This is a genomic window from Desulfosporosinus shakirovi (genome assembly GCF_020595055.1).
GTDB lineage: Bacteria > Bacillota > Desulfitobacteriia > Desulfitobacteriales > Desulfitobacteriaceae > Desulfosporosinus > Desulfosporosinus shakirovi.
In genome coordinates, this window is sequence record NZ_JAJDOO010000029.1 from 38,377 (window position 1) to 63,352 (window position 24,976).

Consider the following 24,976-nt stretch of genomic DNA (forward strand, 5'->3'; position numbering starts at 1 on the left):
CCCTTCACTGTTTAACATAAAGGCGTACTCCATTAAGGGCAGCTTGAACGGTCAACTGACGGACAGACTCCCGTTCACCGTAGAACTGAAATTTTTCAGCATGAACACCATTAGCCGTTGCAAAACCAATGTAAACCAGCCCTACTGGTTTTTCATTAGTGCCTCCATCTGGCCCCGCTATTCCCGTAGTAGAGACAGCCAAAGCTGATCCCGTCTTAGAACGAATTCCTTCTGCCATTTCCTTGGCAACCTCTTCACTCACTGCCCCAAATGCTTTAAGACTTTCCGCATCAACACCCAGAAGACTTTGTTTTAAGGCATTAGAATAACTCACTGCCCCGCCTAAATAGAATTTAGAACTACCCGGTTCCTGTGTGAATGCGGCACCAAGTAAACCCCCTGTACATGACTCAGCTGTAGAAATTGTCAAATCCTTACTATTTAAGGCCTTTCCTACAATACTGATCATGGTTTCCTGATCTCGACCAAATACTTTGTTTCCTAAACGCCGGCGGATTTCCTCTTCAGCTTGATCCAACGCCATTTTAGCCTCACCCGATGTTATTTCTGTGCTCCTCGCCACTAAGCGTACGTGCATCTCTGCTCTTTTAGCCAACAATGCCATCGTAAGGTTCGGAAGATTCATTAGATCATCGAGTACTTTCTCTATGGAGGATTCTCCCATTCCGAAGACTTTTAGGACGCGTTCATTCATCCGTTCGACATGGGGTCCAATCATTGAGACTAATTCGGTCCAAACATAATTATCGAACATGGGCTGCATTTCAAACGGAGGACCGGGCAATATAATTACGGTCTTACCTTTTTTTTCAATGATGGCACCTGGTGCGGTTCCTATAGGGTTAGGTAAGACTTTCGAGCCTTCGGGAAAAAAGGCTTGTTTCTCGTTACTTGAAGGCATAGGCGCTTTTCTGCGGCTAAAGAACTGTTTAATGTTTTCTGAACTTGGGGCATCTATCTCCATCTTCAGATCTAGAACTTTGGCAACTAGTTCCTTCGTCAAGTCATCTGCTGTTGGACCTAATCCTCCCGTTGTAACAATTAAATCAGTGCGCTCAATTGCCTGACGTAAAATCTGTTCTAAACGTTTGGGATTGTCCCCCACTGTCGTATGATAGTCAACTTCAATGCCTAATAACGACAGTTTTCCTGTCAAATAGTGAGCACTCGTATTGAGGGTTTCTCCAAGTAATAACTCAGTCCCAGTTGAGACAATTTCAGCTTTCATATAGTTTACCACTCTCCTATAATCAACGCAAATTCACAGTTTGCAATTCGTAGTTCATGGTTCGAAACGACAAGTCTAGAACATCGAGCTACGACCATGCACTTTGTTAATTATTTCTGATCTTGCCAAAAAATATCCTTCTTAATCGTGTAAAACATTAAAATATTACAAATGCCCTCCTATGATAGATTATATTATTCTACCATAGGAGGGCATTTTTTAGGCTACAGTTTTGAGATAGGTTCGCAAGGTTTCACCGCTCAGCGTTTCTTCTTCTTCAAGAATCTTAGTAATCCCTAATAAGGATTGTTTGTTCTCCTCAATGATCTTCATTGTTCGTTCTTCAAGCTCTGTTAAAATGTCTTTCGTCACAGGCTCACGTTGGTCAGCATTCAAGCGAGAAACGTCTGTAACCCCCAAGGGAGACATTCCCGCGAGAAGCATCTTCTCTACGAGATTTAAGGCTTGTTCATAGTCTCCGGCAGCGCCCGTACTTCGTGTACCCAGAATTTGCTCTTCCGCAAGTGCTCCAGCTAAAGCTACCATGATCTGCTCTTCAAGCATCGCCTGTGTATAAAGATACAAATCATCCTTGGGGTAATGGCGAACATATCCTAAAGCATTTCCTCTTGAACGGATAGAAATCTGAGAAACTGAGTTAGGACGGACTGTTTCTGCCAGCATGGCGTGCCCGCTTTCATGAATGGCAATACGTCGCAGTTCCTCTGATGTTGGCTTCCGATCAAGCTTTTCTCCCATCATCACTTTCTCGACCGCTTCATGTAAATGATGTTCATTTATCTCGCTGGCCTCCTCGCGCAAGGCCAGAATAGCAGCTTCATTCGTAACACTCTCTAAATGGGCCCCTGAAAATCCGAAAGTTTCGTGCGCAATTTCTTCTAAACGAACCTCTTGCGCTAATGGCTTATTTTTAGTGTGAATTTTTAAGATGGCTAAACGGCCTTCTTTATCGGGCAGATCAACTTTTACTTGCCGATCGAACCGCCCTGGGCGAAGTAACGCTGCATCCAAGGCCTCTGGGCGATTTGTGGCAGCCATGACCAGGATGTGAGGGCCTTGATCTACTTTCAGACCATCCATTTCAATAAGCAGTTGATTAAGTGTTTGATCATATTCATGATGGGATACATTACTTCCACGCTTCGCCCCTAAGATATCCATCTCATCGATGAAAATAATCGCGCTCGTCTTTTTTTCCTTACGTACCATTTCACGTGCTCTGCGAAACAAGCCTCGAACACGTTCCGCCCCGACACCGGCATACATTTCTACGAATTCACTGCCTGATACCGAAAGAAATGCTGAATCTGTATGTCTAGCCGCAGCTTTGGCTAATAATGTTTTCCCCGTTCCAGTGGGGCCAGATAATAATATTCCCTTCAAAGGACGGATTCCTAAAGCTTTCATCCGATCAGAGTACAACAGAAAGTCTAAAGCCTCTTGGAGTTCTTTTTTAGCGACACTCTGACCTCCAATATCCTCAAAATTAATTCCTGTGGTGCTTATGGCTACTCCGTTACCATTTTTCAGGATTTGACGAGAAATAACCAATTTCCAAACAACATAAGCGGTTACTAGCAGCAAACCTACGGGGAACACGTTATAACCCATAACTATTAAAAAGGCAAACACTCCTATAGCAAGGCCTAGCAAGATGTCATATTTCATACATACCTTCTCCCTCTCTTAATTATCTCTTATTCCTTTTCAGACGATAGAAACTGGCCTTGCCCATTTCGTTCGATAACCTCTATCAACTGAGCCTGACCCTGATTAAGGATTACGTATATGGCATCACTGTCCATCTCTAATTCTAACTGTACGCCTTCCTTTTCAGCTTGTATTCTGACATTTTGCGCCATTTCGGTAAAATTCCCACGTGCGATTCCTTCTTGTAAGGCAAACTGAATCTGCCCAAATAGTTTCTCAAGAGAATCATTTCTGTGGTCAACGAATCGAATTGGAACATTATTTGCAACTTTTATAAGTGTTATGCTTGCTTGACGGAGGTTGGTCAGCTGGTCGGTCACCACAACCATCTCTTTCAAACTGTTGTTATCCTCAAGCTTAGCAGAAACGACGCCCGGAATTTGTTGACTTTGGCTCAAGATAGAAACATCAACCCACTTCTTTTGATAGACTACCTTGCCCCCTAATAATAACCCAAATATCAGAAATCCTGCGAGGCTAATTATCAGTATTCGGTGATTTGTCATTACATCTTCCTCCATTTGCTACACTTCATGCTATATCGACATTATAGCACGTAGTATATCGCGCAGAAAAAATATCTTATACCAAATATGGGAAAATAAGGCAAATGATATTTGCCAAAACATTAAAATGAGTGCCAATCTATGAGAATGGCACTCATTTCTAAAATTATTTATTTTAATAACCAATACAAAAAGCACTATTAGTCTATTTGCGCAACAGTTTACGAGACTTAATCAAATAATCCAGACCAGAAATAACTGTGAAAAACAGGGCTATGTATAAGAGAGGTTGACCAATGTATATCCCAATCAAGGATAGAGGCCAATCATGCAATAATATTGCAGAAATAGCAATTACTTGAGTCGTTGTTTTGATTTTTCCAAGTTTACTGGCACTGATAACAACCCTGTCCACAGCCGCAATGGCTCTCAGGCCAGTCACCGCAAACTCTCTGGCTAAGATGATCCAAGCAATCCAAGCCGTCACTTCTCCAAGTTGGACCAAAGAAATGAGGGCAGCAGAAACTAAAAGCTTATCTGCCAACGGATCCATGAATTTCCCCAAGTTCGTAACCTGATTCCGTTTGCGCGCAATATAGCCATCCAAGCCATCTGTAGCGGCCGCCAAGATAAAGATCACCGCCGCCACTAAGTCTTGATTGGGGAAAAGTGTATAACCTTTGGGAACCTTCAGCAGTAAAAAGGTCATAAACACCGGTATCAAAATAATTCGGGCCATAGTTAAACGATTGGGTAAATTCACGAGACAACCACTCCCATTAAATCGTAGTTATCCGCCTCAAGGATGCGAACTTTGATCAGATCTCCCTCCTGAAGAAAGATTTGAGTATCAGGGATATAAACCTGCCCATCAATTTCAGGAGCGTCCCCTTCCGTTCGGCCCATCCACCGCCCGTCCGGTAATTTCATCTCAAGCAACACTGTAACAACCCGACTAACCCATCGCTGTAGCCTTTGCCGAGATATGTCTTGTTGGATTTGCATAATTTGGTCTCTGCGCTTTTCGCGAACTTCTGGTGGAACTTGGTCTTCTCTTTGACCCGCTGGCGTATTCTCCTCCTGAGAATAGGCAAACACCCCAAGACGATCAAATTGGACACGTTGAATAAAATCAACTATCGATTGAAATTCCTGCTCCGTTTCTCCTGGAAAACCGGTAATCATAGTCGTTCGAATAGTTATGTCCGGCATAGCTGTCCGTAATTTTCCGATCAGTGTTTCAGCTTGCTCTATAGTTCCTCGTCGATTCATATCTTTCAGAATCTTATTATCCGCGTGTTGTAAAGGTAAATCAATATACTTGCAAACTTTTGGCTCCTGCCGCATGGTTTCAATCAATTCATCTGTAAAACGCTCGGGATAACAATACATTAATCTAATCCATTCAATTCCCTCAATGCGAGCGAGTTCGCGAATTAGTTGAGGCAGGCGAAGTTCTTCATAAAGATCCTGTCCATAACGGGTAGTGTCTTGGCCCATAATTAGGATTTCCTTAACTCCTTGGTCAGCCATCTCCTGTACCTCAAGTATCACGGATTCCTGCGGGCGACTGCGGAAATGTCCCCGGACATAGGGAATGACACAATAGGTACAATAGTTATCGCAGCCCTCAGCGACCTTCACATACGCTAAATAATCCGGCGTAGACCGAATTCTTGCCATCAACTCATTATGAAGGAAATCAGGAGCACCTTGTTTAATCAGGGAAGTTCGTTTTTTCTCAGTCTCTTGAACCAATTTGGTTATTTCATTAATATTTCCTGTTCCAAGTACCCCATCCAATTCAGGGATGTCCTGCATTAACTCAGAACCGTAGCGTTGAGCTAAACAACCTGTCGCAATCAAAGTCTGGCAAGCACCAGTTTTCTTGAGACTTGCCATTTCAAAAATCGCTTCAATTGATTCTTCCTTAGCAGATTGAATAAATGTACAGGTATTTACAATAATAACATCTGCTTCTTCAGGATTTTCGATAAATATATGATTTTGGGCCAGTAATCCTGACATTACTTCACTGTCCACTTGATTTTTTGGGCACCCCAAAGTGACAACTGCTACTTTCTTCGTCAACGTTACACCTCATATCATTGGTCTGCTTTTCTTAGTATAAACCAACACCTCCACAAGGTCAAAAAATATTGCATCCTGCAATTAACTTATTTATTCAGATCCTGCCTGCCTGCTGTCGAAATATAAATTACATTTTCCCCAATATTAGTTGCATGATCGGCAAATCTCTCAAGATAACGTCCCACAAAGGCTAAGTACATGCCCTGATCCAAGACTTCCGGTTTATCCGTCATAATGACTAACAGATCTCTCACCACTTTTTTATACAAATGATCAACTTGGTCGTCTAGAACTGCCAGATCATGCGCAAGGTCCATATCCTCGTTAGCGTAGGCTTCCAGACCCTGTCTCATCATTCCAAGGGCTTTTTCAGCCATGAGTGGGATATCAATCAGCTGTTTTAATAAGGGGCCTTCAATTCTCTGCACTATTTTAGCAATGTCAATGGCTAAATCCCCCATTCGTTCAAGATCCGTCGATATTTTCATTGCCGAAATAATCATTCGTAAATCCTTTGCCACTGGTTGCTGAGTGGCTATTAAGCGCACACACTCATCATCTACCTGACGTTCAAAATCATTAACTTTCTGATCTTCTGCTATCCAAAATCCTGCTTGTTTTCGGTCTAAGGATATCAGACTTTTCATACACCCTTGCAGAATCCGCTCAACTTCGTTTCCCATATCTTTCAATAACTGTATCAAAAAGAGTTGCCCTTCATTAAGTGTCTGACGCATCGAATTTCCTCCTTTATTAGCCAAAACGCCCAGTAATATAATCCTCAGTTCGCTTATCATTCGGGTTTGTAAAAATTTCCGAAGTTGCTCCATGCTCCACCAGTTCTCCATTAAGAAAAAACGCTGTGGAGTCAGCAATTCGGGCAGCCTGTTGCATATTATGCGTTACTATAAGGATAGTGTAATCCTCTTTCAGTTGCCTGACTAATTCCTCAATGTGAGTGGTTGCTATAGGGTCTAATGCTGAGGCCGGCTCATCCATCAGCAGTACGGATGGTTCAACTGCCAGAGCCCTGGCAATACACAGACGTTGCTGCTGCCCGCCTGACAAGCTCATGCCCGAATAATTCAAGCGGTCTTTAACTTCATCCCATAAGGCGGCCATACGCAAACTTTTCTCTGCAATACCTTGTAAGTTCTGCTTGTTTCTCATCCCATTAAGCCGAACACCAGCTACTACATTTTCGTAAATACTCATAGAAGGAAAAGGATTTGGTTTTTGAAACACCATCCCTACCATTTTTCGTAATGCCACAGGATCTTGATCATAAATACTTTCCCCATCTAAAACAATTTCCCCTTTAACTTTTGTCCCTGGCATCGTCTCATGCATACGGTTTATACAACGAACAAAAGTTGACTTCCCGCACCCCGACGGACCAATGATTGCTGTCACATGATTTGATGCAACCTCCATATTTATGCCTTTAAGGGTTTTATTAGACCCATACCATGCTTCAAGTTGCCTGACACTTAAAGTCTGCCCCATCAGTGCTGTACCCCCTCTAAATACTTCTCGATCGAAATGCATATCGTGCTACTAAATTCAAAGTAATTACCATTAAAATTAATACTAAAGATCCAGCCCAAGCAAGTTGGTGCCACTCCTTATAAGGAGACGTTGCATACTGAAAAATCTGAACCGGCAAAGAAGCTGTTGGTTCATTCAGAGAGCGTGACCAATATTGATTTCCTAAAGCGGTGAACAATAAGGGGGCAGTTTCCCCGGCAACACGTGCAACTGCCAGCATTGCCCCTGTAATTATTCCTTTTGCTGCGGTCGGCAAAACAATTTTTAAAATCGTTTTAGCTTTAGAAATCCCCAAAGCAAACCCTGCTTCTCGAATCGAATGGGAAACCAGCTTTAGCATTTCTTCTGTCGACCGAATGATTAATGGGATCATTATCACAGCTAAAGAAAGTCCTCCCGCAAGAGCAGAGAAATTCCCCATTCTCAAGACTACTGCGGTGTATATGACTATACCAACAATTATCGAAGGGATACCTGTCAAAACGTCGGTTGCAAAACGAACTGCCGTACTCAGCCAACTGTGACGGTCGTATTCTGTTAAATAGATTGCCGCCAGGATACCAATGGGAATACCAAGAGCACTGGCAATTAAAACCATGATCAAAGTACCTGCTATGGCATTGGCCATCCCGCCTCCAGGCAAACCCATTGCTTTCGGTAAATTAACAAAAAACTGTAAGTTTAAAGCGCTTAGGCCATTCTTTACAACATACCCTAAGACTCCAAACAATGGGATTAGGGCAATAATAGTTGCTCCAATAAAAACAGTCAACATCATTAAGTTTTTATATTTTCGAAAGTAATCATTCATACAACATTTCCTCCCTTGGGACCGCGTGCTACAGACCACACAAGGAGTCGAGCAAAAAAATTAAGCACAAGTGTAATTCCAAATAAAATAAGACCAATTTCGACAAGAGCACTTAAATACAGATCATAAGTAGCTTCTGTAAACTCATTTGCAATCACTGCGGCCATAGAGTAGGCAGGCGCAAATAAGGACGGAAGAATATCTGGACGATTGCCGATTACCATTGTAACAGCCATTGTTTCCCCAAGTGCACGCCCTAAGCCAAGCATAATCCCGCCCATGATTCCCGACTTGGCGTAGGGCAGAACAGCCACCCTAATCATCTCCCACTTCGTTGCCCCTAGGGCTAGGGCAGCTTCACGCTGCATATTGGGCACAGCAGCCATTACTTCTCTAGAGATAGCCGCAATCGTAGGAAGAATCATCACTGCTAATATCAGTCCTCCGGCGAGCATACCAAAACCAACGGGGGTACCCTGGAAAAGGGGAATAAAGCCCAGCCACTTAGCTAGTCCGGGTTCGACAGTTTCTCTAAGCCAAGGGGCTAGGACAAAAATTCCCCACAATCCGTAGACAACACTTGGAATCGCGGCTAGCATCTCCACTAAAAATCCAACCACAGCACGAAATTTAGACTCAGCCATTTCATTAAGAAAGATCGCTACACCGAGTCCGATAGGAGCTGCCAAGAGCAAGGCCAATAATGAGGTCACTAATGTTCCATAGATAAATGGCAGAGCTCCAAATTGTTCCTTTACCGGATCCCAAACACGATTGGTAATAAAGCTAAGTCCAAACTTTTGAATGCTCAGACGTGCTGCGTCAAACATCTGCCACCCCATCCAAGCCATGAGAACCAAAACACTGACCGCCATCAAAAGTGTCAACAGTCTCAATGTCTGATCCCCCATGGAAGTTGTAAGTATGCGTTTCTTACTCATAGTTTCTGATCTTCCGCCTTCCTAAATTTGAACCCCTACAACTTGGATCATAATTAATTAATCCTCTGCCTATCTATTTACTTTATCAATGGTTCTCCTTGAAACGTAATAGATTTGAGCATCTCTTCTTCACGGCTTACTAAACTGGCTGGCAGCTTTGCGTAATGTAACCCTTCAGAAAGAGCCTGTCCGTCATGAATAGACCAATTAATAAAATTAACCAGTGCCGTTCCTTTAGCTTTATCAGTTTGATCCTTATAAATCAAAGCCCAACTAAAACCAGCAATTGGATAGGCGTCAGCCCCCGGAGCATTGACAATTGACACTCTCATGTCATCAGGAATTGTGGCCGCAGCAGCCGCAGCAGCCGTTGTTTGAAGAGAAGGGGGTACCCACTTACCCTCTTTGTTTTTCATCATCGCATAAGACAAGTTATTTTGAGTGGCATAGGCTAGTTCTAGATATCCGATAGAACCGGAGGTTTGTTGAATTACACCCGCAACGCCGGCATTTCCTTTACCACCTAGCCCTGCGGGCCAATTCAGTGAAGTTCCTTTACCCACCTTGCTTAACCACTCCGGACTTATGCTGCTGAGGTAATCCGAAAATATGTAAGTTGTACCACTCCCATCCGAACGATGAGCAACCGTAATTTTAGAGTCCGGCAAAGATACGCCCGGATTATCATTGGCAATCTGTTGATCATTCCAATTGGTTATCTTCCCCAGAAAGATATCTGCCAGTACAGTGGGACCTATTTTTAGCTCCTTTGGAGCGTTCGGAACATTATAGGTGACCGCTACGGCACCTAAAGTCAAAGGAATATGCAGCAGTTGCCCGCCCTTTGTGGATTTAAGCTGTTCATCTGTCATAGGGCCGTCTGTCGCCCCAAAATCAATCGTTTGCTCAGAAACTTGTTTAATACCTGCACCACTGCCAGAGCTCTGATAGTTAATCGTGATGTTAGAATTCCCCTTGCGGTACTCCTCGATTTGTTGATTTAATAGAGGATAGACAAAAGAGCTTCCTGACCCGGTTAGGCTAACTGTCTCTGCTTGTCCTTGACTTGTTAGTGTACCCGAGTTCTTCTCTCCGCACCCAACAAATGAAAGCATTAATACTGCCGTGAGTACGTGTGCTAATAATCTTCTTTTTTTTCTAAACATAAAAATTCTCCCATTCTGTATTTTATTTCTCGTTTGATGTATTATTAACGAGCCCCAAAAAATCTATCTGTGTAAAGTTTGCGTTAAATGGCAAGATTTAATGTATATACTTAAAGGAATTATCATACTCTTGGCGAATTAAGGCCCAACAAACTTTTGCGAGGTGTCATATTGTGTTTGATGAAAATGAAATAATAGAACCAATCGATATGTGCGGTTGTGGTGATATGGGATATCTGACAGCTAAAACGATTCCAATTGATCTAGCTCACGGTCCAGGGCGTGTAGCTAATGTCCCTGTCTACCACTGTCGCGCTGCTTCTTGCCAAGAATATACTCTGCCCTCACTCGTTTCTCGCCGCCTCGAAGTAATTGCGGAACAAATGGAAGAGGAACGAATAAAGGAAACTGCTTATACCTGGGAAAACAAACAAGAATCGACACACCATAAGCTTCCAGAACCAGCCCTTGACCCCCTGCTTCATACTAAGGACCAAATTCCCTTACAGGCCTTTACATTTCAATTCGTCAATCGACAATATGAAGATGCACGAGTTGTGCAGATCGTACCCGGACAAGCTATTTTTTTACAGAGTAAGCTTGAAGAAACTGAGTATTACTTAATTCGTTACGAAGAAGATACTCGCACAGAGGGGATATGGTTTTCCTTTCAGAAATTCTATTATGAGGAACCAGACTTTACCTACGAAGATTTCCTGGAATGGTCAGAGGATGGTCACCTCAAAGAACTGGGGAAAATCACTCTTGAAGAGGTTGAAGAGACACTGATCGATGAGTTTGGAGACTGGGGATAAAGAAAGTTATACTTTTTGACTAGAATTAATATGACCCTAAGCCATTAGTCCGGCTTAGGGTCATTAATTCTTATTTATCTCTTCTTAGTTCCATGATACCTTCTCTTCCCGTTAGGAACAGGATTATCAGTGCCCCTTGTTTTGCTTGGAATGCCTTTATAGGGGACTTCTGCCTTTACCGCATCTTTGAAGCGTCTTTCTTTGGCTTCTTTACCTTTATTCGGTGCTTCTCCACTTCGCGCATCCTTCAAGGGTTTTGGTCTGCCGCCTACACCCTTATAAGGGATTTCCGCACTCTGGGCTTCCTTAGCGCGCACTGGTTTGCCTGTTGGCCCTTTATATGCTTTTCCTGATGCACCTTTAATGGGCGTATCTTTACTCTGTACTTCTTTTCCAGCAACGTCCTTTTTCTTCATACCCGATCGTCTTGTTGGCTTTTTAGCCTTCCAAGTGCCTGCTTCTTGTTGATCATCTCGTATATAACTTCTGGGTCGTATTAAACATTTAGGTCCATACCCTATTAGATCTTCACGATGAGCTAAGCGCAGAGCCTCTTCGACTAACCCATGATTTTTCGGATTTCGATACTGAATTAAAGCCCTTTGCATCGCCTTCTCATGCATGCTTTTTGGAATATAAACCGGTTGCATAATCTTAGGGTCTAAGCCGGTATAGTACATGCAAGTAGAGAGGGTTCCCGGGGTTGGGATAAAATCCTGGACTTGTTCTGGATTAACACCCATGTCTCGCACATATTCAGCTAACTCGACAGCTTCTTTAAGCGTGCTTCCCGGATGGGAAGACATTAAATAAGGTACGAGGTATTGTTTTTTCCCTAATTTATCATTAGTCTTTTTAAACTCTTGCACAAACTCTTCATAAACGCCTTTACCCGGCTTGCCCATTAATCTTAGAACCGCCTCACTGACATGTTCCGGAGCAACTTTTAATTGTCCACTGACGTGATGCTCACAAAGCTCACTGATAAACTTAGATTTACGATCTGCTAATACTGCGTCATAGCGGATACCGGAACGAACAAATACTTTTTTCACCCTTGGCAAGTTGCGCAGGCGACGTAAAAGTTCTATGTATTCCTCATGATCATTCTCTAGTTGAGCACACGGCTCTGGAAACAGGCATTGTTTGTGGGAACAAGCTCCCTTTGATAATTGTTTTTGGCACGCCGGTCGTCGAAAATTGGCCGTCGGGCCTCCTACATCATGAATATACCCCTTAAAACGAGAATTCCAAGTCATTTTTTCGGCTTCCCGAATTATCGATTCTGCACTTCGGCTTTGAATAATTCGCCCTTGATGAAATGTCAAAGCACAAAAAGAGCATGCTCCAAAACACCCTCTGACACTGGTGAGACTAAATTCTACTTCTTCAATAGCCGGAACACCTCCTGACTCTTCATAAGACGGGTGATATGTCCCCATAAACGGCAGGGCATAAATCCCATCCATCTCTGCTTGACTCAAAGGAAGTGCAGGCCTATTTTGCAACACATTTTTTCGCCCGTGGGATTGGATCATGGATTTCCCTGTAAAAGGATCCTGTTGATTGTACTGAACCCAAAAAGCTTCAGCATATTTTTTCTTATTCTTTGCAACTTCATCGAAGCTTGGTAGAACTAGAGTATCATGAGGCACACCATCTCCGGTTAACGTTACCATAGTACCCCTGACATCCGTTATCAGATCAATCTGTTCCCCGTTATTTAGCCGTTCGGCAACTTCCACAATCGACTTTTCTCCCATGCCAAAGACCAGTAAATCCGCTTGACTATCCAGCAGAATGGACCTCCTAACCTCATTACTCCAATAGTCATAATGAGCAAAGCGACGCAGAGAGGCTTCTATCCCTCCAATAATTACGGGAACACCAGGCATGGCTTCTCTGACCCGATTAGAATAAACGATGGTTGCCCTATCAGGTCGCAGACCAGACTCTCCTCCAGGAGAATAAGCGTCCTTGTGCCGTTTCTTCTTAGCCGCAGTATAATGATTAACCATAGAATCCAGATTCCCGCCAGATATCAAACACGCTAAACGGGGTTTTCCCATCACCTGAAAATCTTTTAGATCTTTCCAATCAGGTTGAGCTACGACTCCCACTCGGAAACCGTTTTTTTCTAAAACGCGAGCGATAATGGCAATACCAAAACTAGGATGATCCACATAAGCATCTCCGGTTATCAAGAGAAAATCCAGTTCATCCCAACCAAGATCCTCCATATCCGCTTGATTCATTGGTAAGAAATTACGTGTTCGCATAGCTTCACCTTTCTATTTAAACGATACAAGTTAAATCCATGGATTATGGAATAATTGTTTTTGTTTTAGCTTCTATCGTATTTCGAATAACATTCACTTCGACACGACGATTTTTGGCCCGTTTCTCAAGTGTATCATTGGTGTCAATCGGTTGATACTCACCATATCCAATCGATCGAAATCGAGCTTGGTCGATATTATTCGATCTTAACAGATACTTCATAAAGTTTAAAGACCGTTTTGAGCTTAAATCCCAGTTAGAGTCAAATTCATTATTCTTTATAGGGATATTATCAGTATGCCCTGCAACTTCTACTTTGTAATCAGGATACATGCTTAACATTTCTGAAATAATTGAAGCAAGTTTTTGAGCCTCTGGTTTTACAACTGCCTTTCCTGAGTCAAATAAAGCATAATCCTGAATCGTAATTTTCAACATATCGCTTGTGACATTCGTCTGAAGTTGCAGGGTCAGACCATTTTCCGCAATAAAAGTATCAAGCCTTTTCTTAATTGCCTCCATGTCCTGTTTTTCTTTATTGATTAGGTCATTAAGCGCTTGGTTTTGGTTTTGTCCGTTTTCATTTAGATTTTCTACTTCATTGACCGACACGTCATCAATAGATATGGTATCCGATTCTTCAAAAACACTTACGCCCCCGCTAAAGGCACTGTTCAAGCCCTGCATAACCTTAACGTATTTTTTTTCATCTACCTGACTCGAGGCAAATAGAATAATAAATAATGCCAGTAATAACGTTAACAAGTCCGCATAAGGAATTAACCATGTCTCGTCAATATGTTCTTCATGATGCTCTTGCTTATGCTTTTTCAACCTTATCCCCCTCCATAACTTTACGTTCAGTTGGAGTAAGGAAGACTGCCAGCCTTTGGTTAATGGATAAAACAGGTTCACCAGCTTGAATGGCTAAAAGACCTTCTGCCATCATCATCTTAATTTGGGTCTCTTTTTTAGATTTTTGCTTCAATTTATTGGCCATTGGGTGCCATAAAACATAACCAGAAAAGATCCCCAGTAACGTTGCAACGAAAGCAGCGGAAATCAAATGTCCTAATGCTTCTATCTCATTCAGATTGCCTAAGGCGGCAATCAAACCGACAACTGCCCCCAAAACTCCTAAAGTCGGTGCATAAGTTCCTGCTTGAGTAAAGATAAGCGCACCTTGTCTGTGTCGCTCCCCCATCGCGGAAATATTCTCCATTAGAACATCACGAATAAATTCCGGATCGTTTCCGTCTATGACCATACGCATCCCATTTCTTAGAAACTCATCTTCAATCTCCTCAGCCATGCTTTCTAGGGAAAGCAAGCCCTCTCGTCGGCTGACGGTTGCCCATTCGCCAATTTGATTGATTAATTCGCTTCGAGATACTAATTCTTGGGACGTGAACATTATCTTAAAGAGCTTCGGTACTGCCTTTAAGTCATCCAATGGAAAACCGATGAATAATGCTGCGGCGGTCCCCACAAATATGATTAAAATTGCAGCCGGGTTCAACAAAGACGAAAGACTGGCGCCTTTCAAGACCATTCCAACTCCGACAGCAATGACCGCTAATATCAAACCAATGTATGTAGATTTTTCCATTCTAAACTATCCTTTCCGATATCGAATAGTTAATAATATTCAATATTAGTTCGACAAATTCCTTCAATTTTCTATCCGCAAACAGAAAATATGTGCTGAAATCTTATGTATACACACAAATATAATAGCCTGTTGGACTTTCCAAGGAAATATTGCGATAATTATACTCCCTGACAAGCATAAAAATGCTTGGTTATTTCCAAGCATTTTTAATACTTATCAAATATTTCTATGTTGGTTGCAAGAACTGAAGATCTCTTATCTGAAGTTAATAAACTGTAATTCTATTCCAAAATCCTCTTTGCGTAAAAGGGCAATAGCTGCCTGAAGGTCGTCTTTATTTTTACCGGATATCCGAATCTCTTCACCCTGAATAGAACTTACTACTTTTATCTTACTATCTTTTAATGCTTTATTAATTAGCTTAGATTTCTCTTGTGCAATCCCTTGAACTAACTTAACTTCTTGCTTAACTGTGTCGCCAGCAGCAGATTGAGACTTTCCATATTCCAACGCCCTCAGGGAAACCCCACGCTTGACGAGTTTACTCTCAAGAATATCAACCACATTGGATAACTTGAAATCATCATCAGATACTAAAATAATCTTTTCACCCTCAAGATTAATTGAAGATTTACTGTTTTTAAAATCGAATCGTTGTGAAAGCTCTTTCTGTGCCTGTTGGATTGCGTTGGTGACCTCGGGAATATCTACCTTGGAAACAATATCGAATGAAGAATCTTTAGCCAAAACAAACTCTCCTTTAAATTTTCATAGTTAATGTGAATTAGTTAAAGTTGATTCAAAGTTTCTTTAGTCAAAACAACGTTGCGAAGAACTTCGCCTGGTTTTCCTAAACTTGGCATGACTTTACCATTCAATGTAACCGTAAGTCCTCCTGCATTCCCGATCGAGACCAGCTCAATTTTATCGATTCCTTTAACCTCTTTACTTGTACCAGCTGCAAATGTTCCCTGAAAAGGTGCCTGACCGTCAACTTTAACCTCGATCCAACAGGCTTGCGTAAAGACCAACTGTGCTGTTAAGCCATCCTGAGTAGAAGCTACAACATCAGGAGGGGAACTTTGGGAAGGCGGTACAGTCGATGAAGGAGCGGCAGTCTCTGGATCAGGTGCGCTTATTAAGGGCGGTGAGGTGTATGGGGTACTTGGATTAGTTCCCTCTGTTTGGTATATAGCTTTAATACCAAAAACCAAAACAATTGCTACCAGCGCCATACTCCCTATGATCAGCGGCCTTACCCATAAAGGGCGAGATTTAATTATTCTGTCTGGTGCTTGAATGACCGATGCTGCCTCAGGCTTTATTGAAGAGCTATAGAGTGCAACAATTTCATCAGGATTTAATCCTAGTTGTTTAGCGTAGGTTCTCAAATACCCCTTCGCATAAGTAGCTCCGGGGAGTATTCCATATTCCTCCTCTTCAAGTGCCTGAATATAGCGAACACGAATTTTTGTGATTTCCTCTGTGTACAATAAGCTCCATTCCTTATCTTCCCGAGCAAGACGGAGCATTTGTCCTTCTCCCGCCATTGCTAAAACCTCCTTTCTATCCTAATTAACTCATATCAAATGCCGTGAAACTCATAGCGATATCCTCTAAACGAATCATATCTTCCTCATGATGGCGGATTTCAATGATAAAATCAAAATCTACTTTCAAACGTCCATCCCGAATAAATATATCCGGATGCTCGATAATCTTAAGAGTTGGCATTTTTAAGGTTTTCTCAATCAAGGACCAATGTGCATCATTTCCTCGCGTAGTGCTAGTGATACCATCAATTAGAAAGATACTATTCACAGACTCATCAAGTAATAACTCAGTACGTAAAGTTTGACGAATTATTGTCGAGGACAATAAAATCCATCGTTTATTAGCATAGACACAGGCTGCAATTGCTACTTCTGTTTTACCTATACGCGGCATGCCCCTTATTCCAATAACATGATTTCCGCCTTCCAATAAAGTATCTCCCAAAAAGTCAACCAGCACACCTAATTCTTCGCGAACAAAACGGTAAGTGGGTGGATTTATCTCTGCCATATCCAAGCGCTTGCCATGTCTCAACGCTATTCGATCCAACAACGTTGGTTGCCGAAAAGCGGTCAGTTTAATAGCCTCTACTGCATTTAACGCTTCATGTAATGCTATCACTTTTTCCTCTGAATTAGTCTCCAAAAGAAGCCCTCGCCTCTTCTGTTCAATCCCTGCAACTGTAAGTATATTAAGACCCAGCATACCAATCAGTGTTGTCACAGCACCAAGCAAACCCGGTTTATTTTGCTGAATATCGTACTCCAAGTATAGGAGATTTTCTGCCTTGTTGGACCACCTTCTCATCAAGATAGCACTCCAACTCCCTTAACGCCTTCTCAGGCTTTTCATAATTAATATAAAACCCATACTTTGAACTTGGTTCATTCGGATAAGCATAAAGTTTATCGTAGTACTCCACAAGTAATAGCTCTGTAAATTTTTCTAGGTTGTTTGCCTCTAAGAAAGTTCGTAATTCTTGAACCTTGGCATGGCCCAAGGTTTTTATCAGCCTCTCCAAGGCTGTACCTATCTCCTCAAAAGCATTAGGCACAGAAGTATATTCTTTGATCAGACGTTGAATCCGATTTCCTAAGGAATCATAATGAAGAATCTGGATACCCTCTTGCATTGCTGTATAGAAACTAGCGGGCAAGGTAACTCTTCCGATCCGCTTACTCTCGCACTCTACAATAATATAAGGAAATTCTCTTAATGTTGCAAGTTCCTCATACAATAAACCTTCAAATTTTTTTTGGGAGGGCGGATTTCCTAAGCCCATGGCACCAAAAACAGATCCTCGATTATTAGCGAGTTTCTCCAGGTCAATAGCGGGATAGCCTTCAGCTCGCAAATGTCCCAACAGTTCAGTTTTTCCAACCCCAGTATTTCCACGAAGTACTACCACCTGAAATGGAAGTTTCTCTTGAAAAAACTCAACTACTTGATTGCGATATGCTTTATACCCGCCTTGTAAACGATAAATAGGAATACCCATTAACTCTGCTACCGTCGCCAGAGACTTGCTTCGCATACCGCCTCTCCAACAAAAGAGAACCAGTGAGCCTTTTTTCGCAAGCTCTCCCACTTTGTTAACTAAATCAGGGAGTTTCGGACTGATTATACTTAAACCAAGCTCCCGAGCTAAACTCTGGGAAGTCTGAGTGTATGTTGTACCTATTTCAGCACGTTCTTGGTTGTTAAAGAGAGGAAGATTCAAAGCACCTGGAATCGTAGCTTCCTCAAATTCCCCCTCAGAACGCACATCAATAAGAATCGGTTTATCTAAATTTTTTAGTTCTTCAACATTGATCTCCCTAATCATTATTAATTCCTTCCAGTTCGGCAATATAATCTAATCTTATCATAAATCCTTCGGAAGAATTATGCAACTAGTGTGCAACTTCATCCACCCATTGACCATATTTAAGCTCAAACTGCCCTCTTGTCATTAGCACCTCTCGAGGTTTAGAGCCTTCGTATCCTCCAACAACTCCCTTACCCTCTAGAAAATCCATCAAGCGGGCTGCCCGCGTATATCCGATGCGTAAGCGGCGTTGTAAAAGAGAAACAGACGCTGATCCGCTTTCTATGAAAAGCTGTGCAGCCTGGTAAAAGAGTTCATCTTCCATCTCTTCTTTCTTAATATCTCCAATATCAAGGTTAGGTATTTCTTGGTACTCAGGTTTGGCCTGATTTTGCAGGAACGAAACCACGTTCTCTACTTCTTTATCACCTAAATAACATCCCTGAACACGGAGCGGCTTACTCGTACCCATGGGATAATAAAGCATGTCCCCACGACCTAAAAGTTTCTCAGCACCATTCATATCTAAAATAGTCCTTGAATCTGTCTGGGAAGAAACCGCAAAAGCGATACGAGAAGGAATGTTGGCTTTAATTAGACCTGTAATTACATCGACCGAAGGGCGTTGAGTGGCCACGATTAGGTGAATTCCCGCAGCACGGGCCATTTGAGCTAAGCGACAAATCGCATCCTCGACTTCTCCCGGCGCTACCATCATTAAATCGGCCAATTCATCAATAATCACTACAACATATGGTAATGGAGGATGCTCCTCGCTCTTATCCTGAGTGCGCAGAAAATTGTAACGGACAATGTCTCTCACTCCGGCAGCTGCAAATAATTCATAACGAGTCTCCATTTCTGTTACAATCCACTTCAAGGCACCTGCTGCCTTTCTTGGATCTGTCACAACGGGTGCTATCAAATGTGGAATCCCATTATAATTCGCCAATTCAACCATTTTAGGATCCACTAATAAAAACTTCACTTCATCGGGACGGGCATTAAACAAAATACTATGAATCAGAGTATTAATACATACTGACTTTCCAGAGCCCGTTGCTCCCGCAATGAGAAGATGCGGCATTTTGGTCAAGTCTGCTATAACTGGAGTCCCCGTAATATCTTTGCCCAAACACAAGGCCAACTTACTCGTCGCTCCTTGATATTCAGGTGTTTCTAAAACTTCACGAAAATGAACCATAGAGATTTCTTTGTTAGGCACCTCGATTCCTACCACAGATTTCCCGGGAATAGGAGCCTCAATACGTACATCAGCAGAGGCCAAACTTAAAGCGATATCATCGGCTAAATTTGTTATTTTACTCACTTTTACCCCTGGAGCAGGTTGGGCCTCATAACGCGTAATAGCGGGCCCTTGAGTGACTTGAGTTACTTTTATTTTCACTCCAAAACTACCTAATGTTTCTTCAAGGATTTTCACATTATCGGCTAAGTCCTTATTAAGTCTAGGGTTTTTGATTTTTAAGGATTTATTTAACAACATGACTTGAGGGAGCTGGAAATTCCCATCTTCTCGAGTCTGACGAGAAACAGGTGTACTTGTTACTTTTCCAGGAGGCATAATTGTATTTTCCTTCGATTTACCTGTCATCTTTTCAAACCCTAACTGTCCTTTGGGGGGTATTTGAGGTGCTTGAGTCTCATCAGAAAGCTCATTATGATCTTCCAAGGTTTTAATAACTAGCGGTCGCTCAATTACATCCGGGTCAAGAGCTCGAGAGTTACCTTTAGCTGGCGCAGTCTTTTTCGCTTGCATTTTTTCCTCTGCTTTTAAATCAGCCTGGGTTCCAGATCCCTTGTCCAGTGATTCTTCAGCGTCAGAATTCTTGAGTACATCGATAAAATCGCCCATTTGGTGTTTCATCCATTGTCCGGATTCCTTTCCGACTTGTCCTACTTCTTGAACTCCTTGAACTAATGAGCGATTAGTAATCAGCAGAGCTCCCATAAAGGCTACCATAGTTAGAACCACATAGCTTCCGGGAATTCCTATGGTTGTTTTTAAGAGTATAGCAATGCCTGCCCCAATAAGTCCACCGCCATGTCCCACCATACCTTCATCAATCATTTCTGCTGTAGAAAATGCCTCTATCCCAGCAAGCTGTAGGTGGAGAATTCCAACAAAAACAAGCCAGAGAAGAATTACTCCCGCTGCTTTAAATCCTAAACGAGGGGTTTGTTTATTCATAAACGCAAGACCCCAGGCACCAACCAAAATAGGAATACTGACGCGGCCACTCCCTGCTAGCACAGTTAGAATATGTTTGATTTGCCCACCGATCACACCACTTTTATCCGTAAAGATCGTGACTAACCCCAAGCAGGCCATCCCAACAATAAAAACTCCGATTACTTCATTGCGTATCGTGTCTTTTAAGGTGCTTACTTGCACATTCACGCGTTTATTAACGGTGCGGCGTTTTTTTGCCCTCGCCACAGAACCAGTCCTCCAAACATAATATAATTTTGACCATTCACTTAATAAGAATTTTCTTTGTTAAGAGTTCGCTTGTTAATTACTCTCACTCTATTTAATTCCACACGGGAGGGAATATTCCTGTTTTGTTCCCAGATACATTAAAGAAAACTTGGCTTGGGCCAAGCTTTCACGCCTTCTCCCTGTCTCAAACAAAACCTTCGAGGTTAGTAGCTACCGCATAAAAAAGCAGCTTTCGCTGCTTTTCACGGTAATATCACTTCACTCTTCAGATTTCGAAGGTATTAAACTATTTAGTTCTTTGAAAGCTTCCTTAACTCCTCCAACTGCTTGAATTAATCCAGCGTCAACCGCTTCTTCTCCGATCAGGATAGTTCCAATATCTTGAGCTAATTCTCCCGCAGTGAACATTAACTTTTCTAATTTTTCGGAGGTGATTTGTGAATGGGAGTAAATGAATTGATTAATTCGTTCTTGCATTTTTCGCAAATAATCAAACTGTTGATGTCCATTAATTACTAAACCAGTATAGCGAATCGGGTGAATAGTCATAGTCCCTGTGGGTGCTATGAAGCTTTTCGTACAACTGACCGCAATAGGAATCCCAATACTGTGCCCACCGCCAAGAACCAATGACACAGAGGGCTTACTTAAGCTGCTGAGCATTTCAGAGATCGCTAGACCTGCTTCTACATCGCCACCAGCAGTGTTTAAAATGACAAGTATCCCCTCGATGTTCGGGTTTTGCTCAACCGCTAACAGTTGCGGAATGATATGTTCATATTTTGTCGTCTTAGACTGGGCAGGCAGGATTTGATGTCCCTCGATTTGCCCAATGATCGGTAAACAATAAATTCGTTCAGATACATCCGGAATTTGAATCTGACCTAATTCCTTTAAATTCGATAAAGGAGCATTTTTATCTTCTTCAGGTGAAGCCGTTTCATTAGAAAGCACCCATGAAACCCCCTTTTCTAAGTCAAGAACCCATCTGCTGTCCAATGCCTAATTATTATGGCAATAGCTAAGCTAATTTGAGAGGTTCATCTTTATTATGGAGGTTTATTCCTGAAATCATACGCTTTTGTGTTATAGACCAAAGAATACGACTGAAAAAGGGAAAATCAGACACCATAAAACTTCCTTATCTTGGAAGCCAAATTTCCGGATCAGTAACTACATTGATACAGGCAGGCTTACCAGAATTTAAAGCTCTGTTTATGACGCTTCCCACATCTTCAGGGTTCGTCACAAATTCGCCATAACCCCCAAGTACCTGAACTACCTTCTCGTAGTGTACTTCTTCCCTTATGGTAACAGTTTATCATTTTACTGTCTACCAAAAGAGGGAGCATATCATATTAACGAAGATTTTTATGTTTGATTGTTCAGCAAATGCTGATAAACTTCCAGACCCTCGATTACTTCATCTAATGGCAGATTCCCCCCCTCTAAATCCACGAGTGTCTTACCTTTTAACCTATTGTAAAAGGCAAATCCTTCATTAATTATTATTTCATTTTTTCATTGACCGTTATCATCTTGAAGAGTGTATCTTCAGCCTTATCGTACTGACCAATAAATTCATAATACCGAAACAGCAACTGATTACTTTCTCTAGGTATCTTATATGGTTTTATGAAATCAATGATTTCATTGATTGCTTGCTTACTGTTCTGTAGATGTAAACTTTGAGCTAAATTCAACTCAATAAATATATTTAAGCTTTTGAGATATAAGGCAAAACTTCGAACTGAATCATCTTTAGAAACATCTGCTTGCAGCTTCAACATCTCAGCAAGTGCTAAACCCTTTTCGGTATTAGTTTCTTTACCGCCGCTAATAATACTGATCAAATCTTTATGTGAAAGTTTGAGTAATGTCCCTTCACTCATTCCAGTTAAATCATAAAGTGCTTCATTAACCATCTGGTGACACTCTTCAATTTTAGACTTTGATTTGGACCCAAGAAGTGTTGCTATTGCCATTGTTAATTGCTCAATCATTTTCATAATATAATCCTTTTGATACATATATCCTCCTTAGCCATTAACCATCATTTACTATTGCTTTATGAAATATCTTCACTGTAAGACTCTAGGTCTACTGCCGTAAGGTTCGGATTAGCCTCAAACATATACTCCCCGATAGCTCCATTTATGGCGCTGGCCATGACATGAAAATTGAAATGGCGAAATTCACCTCTGGTTTGCCCATCGCGCAGTATCTGTTTAAGTTCAAGTATAACCGGTTCCTCTTCGTCATCGCTCAACTAATAGTAGAAAATTTTCCGGCGTCCGAGCATTAAATAAAATTTCCAACAAAGCAGTGTATGTTTAGAATGGGTGCCTTGATAGGCAAGACTGGCTGTAATGTATGCGTGCAACTTTTCTCGGGCAGTATTTGTTTTTCTTCGGTTTTTTTATCACTCATCATTTCTTCTCCTTAGGTGCTTTTGGGAGCCTATCAGCCTTGCGTCCAAATTAAACCTATGCACAGATTCAATAATCACTTATAATCAAATTAAATTTTATTTATTGGAGAATGAAAATGATAGTGAGTACTAAACCTTTAAAAACTATACTTAAAGAAACCAATAACCCTCTCGCAGACTTTAGTCAAGTAAATGGAAATTACAATAATAACGTTTATATAAAAGATGTTATTCTTGTAAGATATATTGGCATTAATAATTCCATAGAGACGTACATTGAAAATATTCTTAACATTGACCGTTATTTCTCATCAAGAATGTCAACCTTCCCCTACTTGAGATTACATCGGCTTGAGATATTATCAAATATTAATGACATTAAAAAACTGTCAAGTGTTTGGGATAATTGGGAAACTATAGTTAACAATTCCTTTGATTCTCATTCACTTAACGACGCATTCCTATGCACTCCATTAGAAAATGATACTCTAGAATGGACAAAGAAACTCGCCTTTAGGGAAATTCTTTTACTGTATCTAGAAACACATACCAATTCCAATCAAACTTTATTTAAAAACTTTGGTATTAAATTTATGAATTGGATAGAAATCTATTTACCGAAGCTTTTTCATACCAAAATCACTACTGATATATCCCCAAAAGTCCTTTTTATCGGAGATATTAAACATCACGAACTACTATTTTTATATTTTTTATCTCGACTAGGATGTGATATATGTTATATGAATCCTAAAGAAGATATCGTCTATTTATACCCTGAAATAGAAAAGTACTCAACTTTACATAAATGTAGCGCTCTTTATCCAGATAAATTTACGATACCTGATTTTTTACCTGCACGGAATATAGAACATGCTTCCATCGTCTCAAGGGCGGAGACTGTTTCCCAAGTTACAATACTCAATTCTGCACAATCTCAGAATCTGTCCAACACAAAAGAATATAGTTATGAAATGTTGGCAGGACATTCAAACTCGGTTGTAATGATTAAAGTTTATGATAATCACAATGATAATAATATTTTGGCCTATGGCTCTGGTGTTGTCATTCATAGCAACGGATATATTTTAACTAATCTGCATGTAGTTACCGGTGGAACTCTCTTTTCAGTGATATTCGAAAATGATACTAATGAATATTTCACTAATGATTTAATTAAATATCATCAGGGATATGACCTAGCTATTATTAGAGTAGATAGAAACTGTTCACCTCTCATTGTTAAGACTGATGGCGATTTGGTACGGGGCCAAAAAATTGTTGCCATTGGCAGCCCGTTAGGGTTATTTAATTCTGTTTCCGACGGAATTATTTCGGGTTTCAGAGATATTAATGAGATACCGATGATACAGTTCACAGCTCCAATTTCTAACGGCAGTTCTGGCGGAGCACTGCTAGACATGTTTGGCAGGCTAGTTGGACTAATTACTGCAGGCTTTGATAAAGGACAAAATATAAACCTTGCAGTACCTTTCCATATAATAAATCAATTTGCAGTTAATTTCATTGAAGTAAACTAACAACCTAGATTCCCGAAAACACATAACGAGTATTAAGCAAAGCAGCATAAACACTGGATTCTTACCTCGTTATGTGTTTTCAACATAACGAGGTAAACTTTGTGCTTTAAAATCCTGAAGTCATTGAATTTACTGAACTTGCAGCAATTCATCGTTATGTGTGGCCGGGAATCCAGGTAACAACGAAGGCACAAAAGCCTCAAGTGGAGGGCTTCGCCGAAGCCGCGATCCCCAAAGAATACTAATCGGCGTAGGATGAGTATCGCCGAGCCACCCGCTCCAAAGAAACACTTCTTGGCGAAGGGAAGCTTTTCGCCACACTGCGGACTCATAACGCATTCTCCTGCAGTGTGGATCGAACGGGTGAAACCCCGGGACCCAAGTATCTTAAGTTACAGTATAACTACACACAGAGAGACTATCTCGTTA

24 protein-coding genes are annotated in these 24,976 nt (G+C 41.4%); 2 read left to right on the plus strand and 22 right to left on the minus strand.

The features are described 5' to 3' along the window. Positions 1-4: 4 nt before the first annotated feature. The 10 genes from LJE72_RS19675 to pstS all read right to left on the minus strand — a co-directional run bounded on the left by LJE72_RS19675 (position 5) and on the right by pstS (position 10,043). Entirely contained in the window at positions 5-1,249 is a 1,245-nt protein-coding gene (locus LJE72_RS19675) for a competence/damage-inducible protein A (RefSeq protein WP_229249696.1), read from the minus strand. A gap of 219 nt (positions 1,250-1,468) precedes the next feature. Further along, positions 1,469-2,938 carry an AAA family ATPase gene (locus LJE72_RS19680; protein ID WP_229249697.1) on the minus strand — a complete coding sequence of 490 codons (1,470 nt, stop codon included), beginning with the start codon at positions 2,936-2,938 and terminating at the stop codon, positions 1,469-1,471. A 29-nt stretch (positions 2,939-2,967) separates the two neighbouring features. Continuing rightward, positions 2,968-3,486 carry a hypothetical protein gene (locus tag LJE72_RS19685; protein ID WP_229249698.1) on the minus strand — a complete coding sequence of 173 codons (519 nt, stop codon included), beginning with the start codon at positions 3,484-3,486 and terminating at the stop codon, positions 2,968-2,970. Positions 3,487-3,691: 205 nt separating this feature from the next. Then, a complete protein-coding gene (gene pgsA, locus LJE72_RS19690) occupies positions 3,692-4,249 on the minus strand; it encodes a CDP-diacylglycerol--glycerol-3-phosphate 3-phosphatidyltransferase (RefSeq protein ID WP_229249699.1) in 558 nt (185 codons plus the stop codon). After that, positions 4,246-5,577, minus strand: a complete 1,332-nt coding sequence (gene rimO, locus LJE72_RS19695) for a 30S ribosomal protein S12 methylthiotransferase RimO (protein WP_229249700.1) — start codon at positions 5,575-5,577, stop codon at positions 4,246-4,248. The genes pgsA and rimO overlap by 4 nt, the downstream gene beginning before the upstream one ends. A gap of 86 nt (positions 5,578-5,663) precedes the next feature. Further along, a complete protein-coding gene (phoU, locus tag LJE72_RS19700) occupies positions 5,664-6,314 on the minus strand; it encodes a phosphate signaling complex protein PhoU (RefSeq protein ID WP_229249701.1) in 651 nt (216 codons plus the stop codon). 16 nt (positions 6,315-6,330) lie between these two features. Beyond that, positions 6,331-7,083 (minus strand): phosphate ABC transporter ATP-binding protein PstB, encoded by a 753-nt coding sequence (pstB, locus tag LJE72_RS19705; protein WP_229249702.1) that lies wholly within the window; start codon positions 7,081-7,083, stop codon positions 6,331-6,333. 16 nt (positions 7,084-7,099) lie between these two features. Continuing rightward, on the minus strand, positions 7,100-7,936 hold the full coding sequence (pstA, locus tag LJE72_RS19710) for a phosphate ABC transporter permease PstA (protein WP_229249703.1): 837 nt from the start codon (positions 7,934-7,936) through the stop codon (positions 7,100-7,102). Beyond that, a complete protein-coding gene (gene pstC, locus LJE72_RS19715; RefSeq protein ID WP_229249704.1) occupies positions 7,933-8,877 on the minus strand; it encodes a phosphate ABC transporter permease subunit PstC in 945 nt (314 codons plus the stop codon). Before pstC ends, pstA begins: the two co-directional genes overlap by 4 nt. A 77-nt stretch (positions 8,878-8,954) precedes the next feature. Continuing rightward, a complete protein-coding gene (gene pstS, locus LJE72_RS19720) occupies positions 8,955-10,043 on the minus strand; it encodes a phosphate ABC transporter substrate-binding protein PstS (protein ID WP_229249705.1) in 1,089 nt (362 codons plus the stop codon). Between the two features lie 173 nt (positions 10,044-10,216). On the opposite strand from pstS, the gene LJE72_RS19725 reads away from it, so the two are divergent. Then, entirely contained in the window at positions 10,217-10,858 is a 642-nt protein-coding gene (locus LJE72_RS19725; RefSeq protein ID WP_229249706.1) for a hypothetical protein, read from the plus strand. A gap of 74 nt (positions 10,859-10,932) precedes the next feature. Here the strand turns inward: LJE72_RS19725 and LJE72_RS19730 are convergent, their stop codons facing one another. The 11 genes from LJE72_RS19730 to LJE72_RS19775 all read right to left on the minus strand — a co-directional run bounded on the left by LJE72_RS19730 (position 10,933) and on the right by LJE72_RS19775 (position 22,605). Next, complete coding sequence (locus LJE72_RS19730) at positions 10,933-13,137, minus strand: YgiQ family radical SAM protein (RefSeq protein ID WP_229249707.1); 2,205 nt, start codon at positions 13,135-13,137, stop codon at positions 10,933-10,935. A 43-nt stretch (positions 13,138-13,180) separates the two neighbouring features. Continuing rightward, positions 13,181-13,972, minus strand: a complete 792-nt coding sequence (locus LJE72_RS19735; RefSeq protein ID WP_229249708.1) for a flagellar motor protein MotB — start codon at positions 13,970-13,972, stop codon at positions 13,181-13,183. Continuing rightward, positions 13,959-14,747, minus strand: a complete 789-nt coding sequence (gene motA, locus LJE72_RS19740) for a flagellar motor stator protein MotA (protein ID WP_229249709.1) — start codon at positions 14,745-14,747, stop codon at positions 13,959-13,961. The genes LJE72_RS19735 and motA overlap by 14 nt, the downstream gene beginning before the upstream one ends. Before the next feature lie 258 nt (positions 14,748-15,005). Then, positions 15,006-15,497, minus strand: a complete 492-nt coding sequence (locus LJE72_RS19745) for a YajQ family cyclic di-GMP-binding protein (protein WP_229249710.1) — start codon at positions 15,495-15,497, stop codon at positions 15,006-15,008. 41 nt (positions 15,498-15,538) lie between these two features. Then, positions 15,539-16,300, minus strand: coding sequence for a helix-turn-helix domain-containing protein (locus LJE72_RS19750; protein ID WP_229249711.1), 762 nt, complete (start codon positions 16,298-16,300; stop codon positions 15,539-15,541). A 25-nt stretch (positions 16,301-16,325) separates the two neighbouring features. After that, positions 16,326-17,111 (minus strand): DUF3388 domain-containing protein, encoded by a 786-nt coding sequence (locus tag LJE72_RS19755; protein WP_229249712.1) that lies wholly within the window; start codon positions 17,109-17,111, stop codon positions 16,326-16,328. Continuing rightward, the gene (gene mnmH / locus LJE72_RS19760) at positions 17,047-18,129 is read right to left on the minus strand and encodes a tRNA 2-selenouridine(34) synthase MnmH (RefSeq protein WP_229249713.1); all 1,083 of its coding nucleotides are present in this window, start codon (positions 18,127-18,129) and stop codon (positions 17,047-17,049) included. Before mnmH ends, LJE72_RS19755 begins: the two co-directional genes overlap by 65 nt. Positions 18,130-18,196: 67 nt before the next feature. Then, entirely contained in the window at positions 18,197-20,572 is a 2,376-nt protein-coding gene (locus LJE72_RS19765) for a DNA translocase FtsK (RefSeq protein ID WP_229249714.1), read from the minus strand. A 261-nt stretch (positions 20,573-20,833) separates the two neighbouring features. After that, positions 20,834-21,529, minus strand: a complete 696-nt coding sequence (locus tag LJE72_RS19770; protein ID WP_229249715.1) for a ClpP family protease — start codon at positions 21,527-21,529, stop codon at positions 20,834-20,836. A gap of 417 nt (positions 21,530-21,946) precedes the next feature. After that, positions 21,947-22,033 carry a hypothetical protein gene (locus LJE72_RS26580; RefSeq protein WP_312038948.1) on the minus strand — a complete coding sequence of 29 codons (87 nt, stop codon included), beginning with the start codon at positions 22,031-22,033 and terminating at the stop codon, positions 21,947-21,949. A 50-nt stretch (positions 22,034-22,083) separates the two neighbouring features. After that, positions 22,084-22,605 (minus strand): DUF6483 family protein, encoded by a 522-nt coding sequence (locus LJE72_RS19775; protein ID WP_282437932.1) that lies wholly within the window; start codon positions 22,603-22,605, stop codon positions 22,084-22,086. A 517-nt stretch (positions 22,606-23,122) separates the two neighbouring features. On the opposite strand from LJE72_RS19775, the gene LJE72_RS19780 reads away from it, so the two are divergent. Continuing rightward, entirely contained in the window at positions 23,123-24,547 is a 1,425-nt protein-coding gene (locus tag LJE72_RS19780; protein WP_229249716.1) for a trypsin-like peptidase domain-containing protein, read from the plus strand. A gap of 129 nt (positions 24,548-24,676) precedes the next feature. On the opposite strand, the gene LJE72_RS19785 is transcribed toward LJE72_RS19780, so the two are convergent. Next, positions 24,677-24,886, minus strand: coding sequence for a hypothetical protein (locus LJE72_RS19785; protein WP_229249717.1), 210 nt, complete (start codon positions 24,884-24,886; stop codon positions 24,677-24,679). Positions 24,887-24,976 lie beyond the last annotated feature (90 nt).

Coding starts and splice junctions, on each gene's coding strand:
- LJE72_RS19675 (WP_229249696.1), bottom strand. CDS start 1,249: ATGAAAGCTGAAATTGTCTCAACTGGGACTGAGTTATTACTTGGAGAA.
- LJE72_RS19680 (WP_229249697.1), bottom strand. CDS start 2,938: ATGAAATATGACATCTTGCTAGGCCTTGCTATAGGAGTGTTTGCCTTT.
- LJE72_RS19685 (WP_229249698.1), bottom strand. CDS start 3,486: ATGACAAATCACCGAATACTGATAATTAGCCTCGCAGGATTTCTGATA.
- phoU (WP_229249701.1), bottom strand. CDS start 6,314: ATGCGTCAGACACTTAATGAAGGGCAACTCTTTTTGATACAGTTATTG.
- pstB (WP_229249702.1), bottom strand. CDS start 7,083: ATGGGGCAGACTTTAAGTGTCAGGCAACTTGAAGCATGGTATGGGTCT.
- pstA (WP_229249703.1), bottom strand. CDS start 7,936: ATGAATGATTACTTTCGAAAATATAAAAACTTAATGATGTTGACTGTT.
- pstC (WP_229249704.1), bottom strand. CDS start 8,877: ATGAGTAAGAAACGCATACTTACAACTTCCATGGGGGATCAGACATTG.
- pstS (WP_229249705.1), bottom strand. CDS start 10,043: ATGTTTAGAAAAAAAAGAAGATTATTAGCACACGTACTCACGGCAGTA.
- LJE72_RS19730 (WP_229249707.1), bottom strand. CDS start 13,137: ATGCGAACACGTAATTTCTTACCAATGAATCAAGCGGATATGGAGGAT.
- motA (WP_229249709.1), bottom strand. CDS start 14,747: ATGGAAAAATCTACATACATTGGTTTGATATTAGCGGTCATTGCTGTC.
- LJE72_RS19750 (WP_229249711.1), bottom strand. CDS start 16,300: ATGGCGGGAGAAGGACAAATGCTCCGTCTTGCTCGGGAAGATAAGGAA.
- LJE72_RS19755 (WP_229249712.1), bottom strand. CDS start 17,111: ATGAGAAGGTGGTCCAACAAGGCAGAAAATCTCCTATACTTGGAGTAC.
- mnmH (WP_229249713.1), bottom strand. CDS start 18,129: ATGATTAGGGAGATCAATGTTGAAGAACTAAAAAATTTAGATAAACCG.
- LJE72_RS19775 (WP_282437932.1), bottom strand. CDS start 22,605: ATGTATCAAAAGGATTATATTATGAAAATGATTGAGCAATTAACAATG.
- LJE72_RS19780 (WP_229249716.1), top strand. CDS start 23,123: ATGATAGTGAGTACTAAACCTTTAAAAACTATACTTAAAGAAACCAAT.
- LJE72_RS19785 (WP_229249717.1), bottom strand. CDS start 24,886: ATGCGTTATGAGTCCGCAGTGTGGCGAAAAGCTTCCCTTCGCCAAGAA.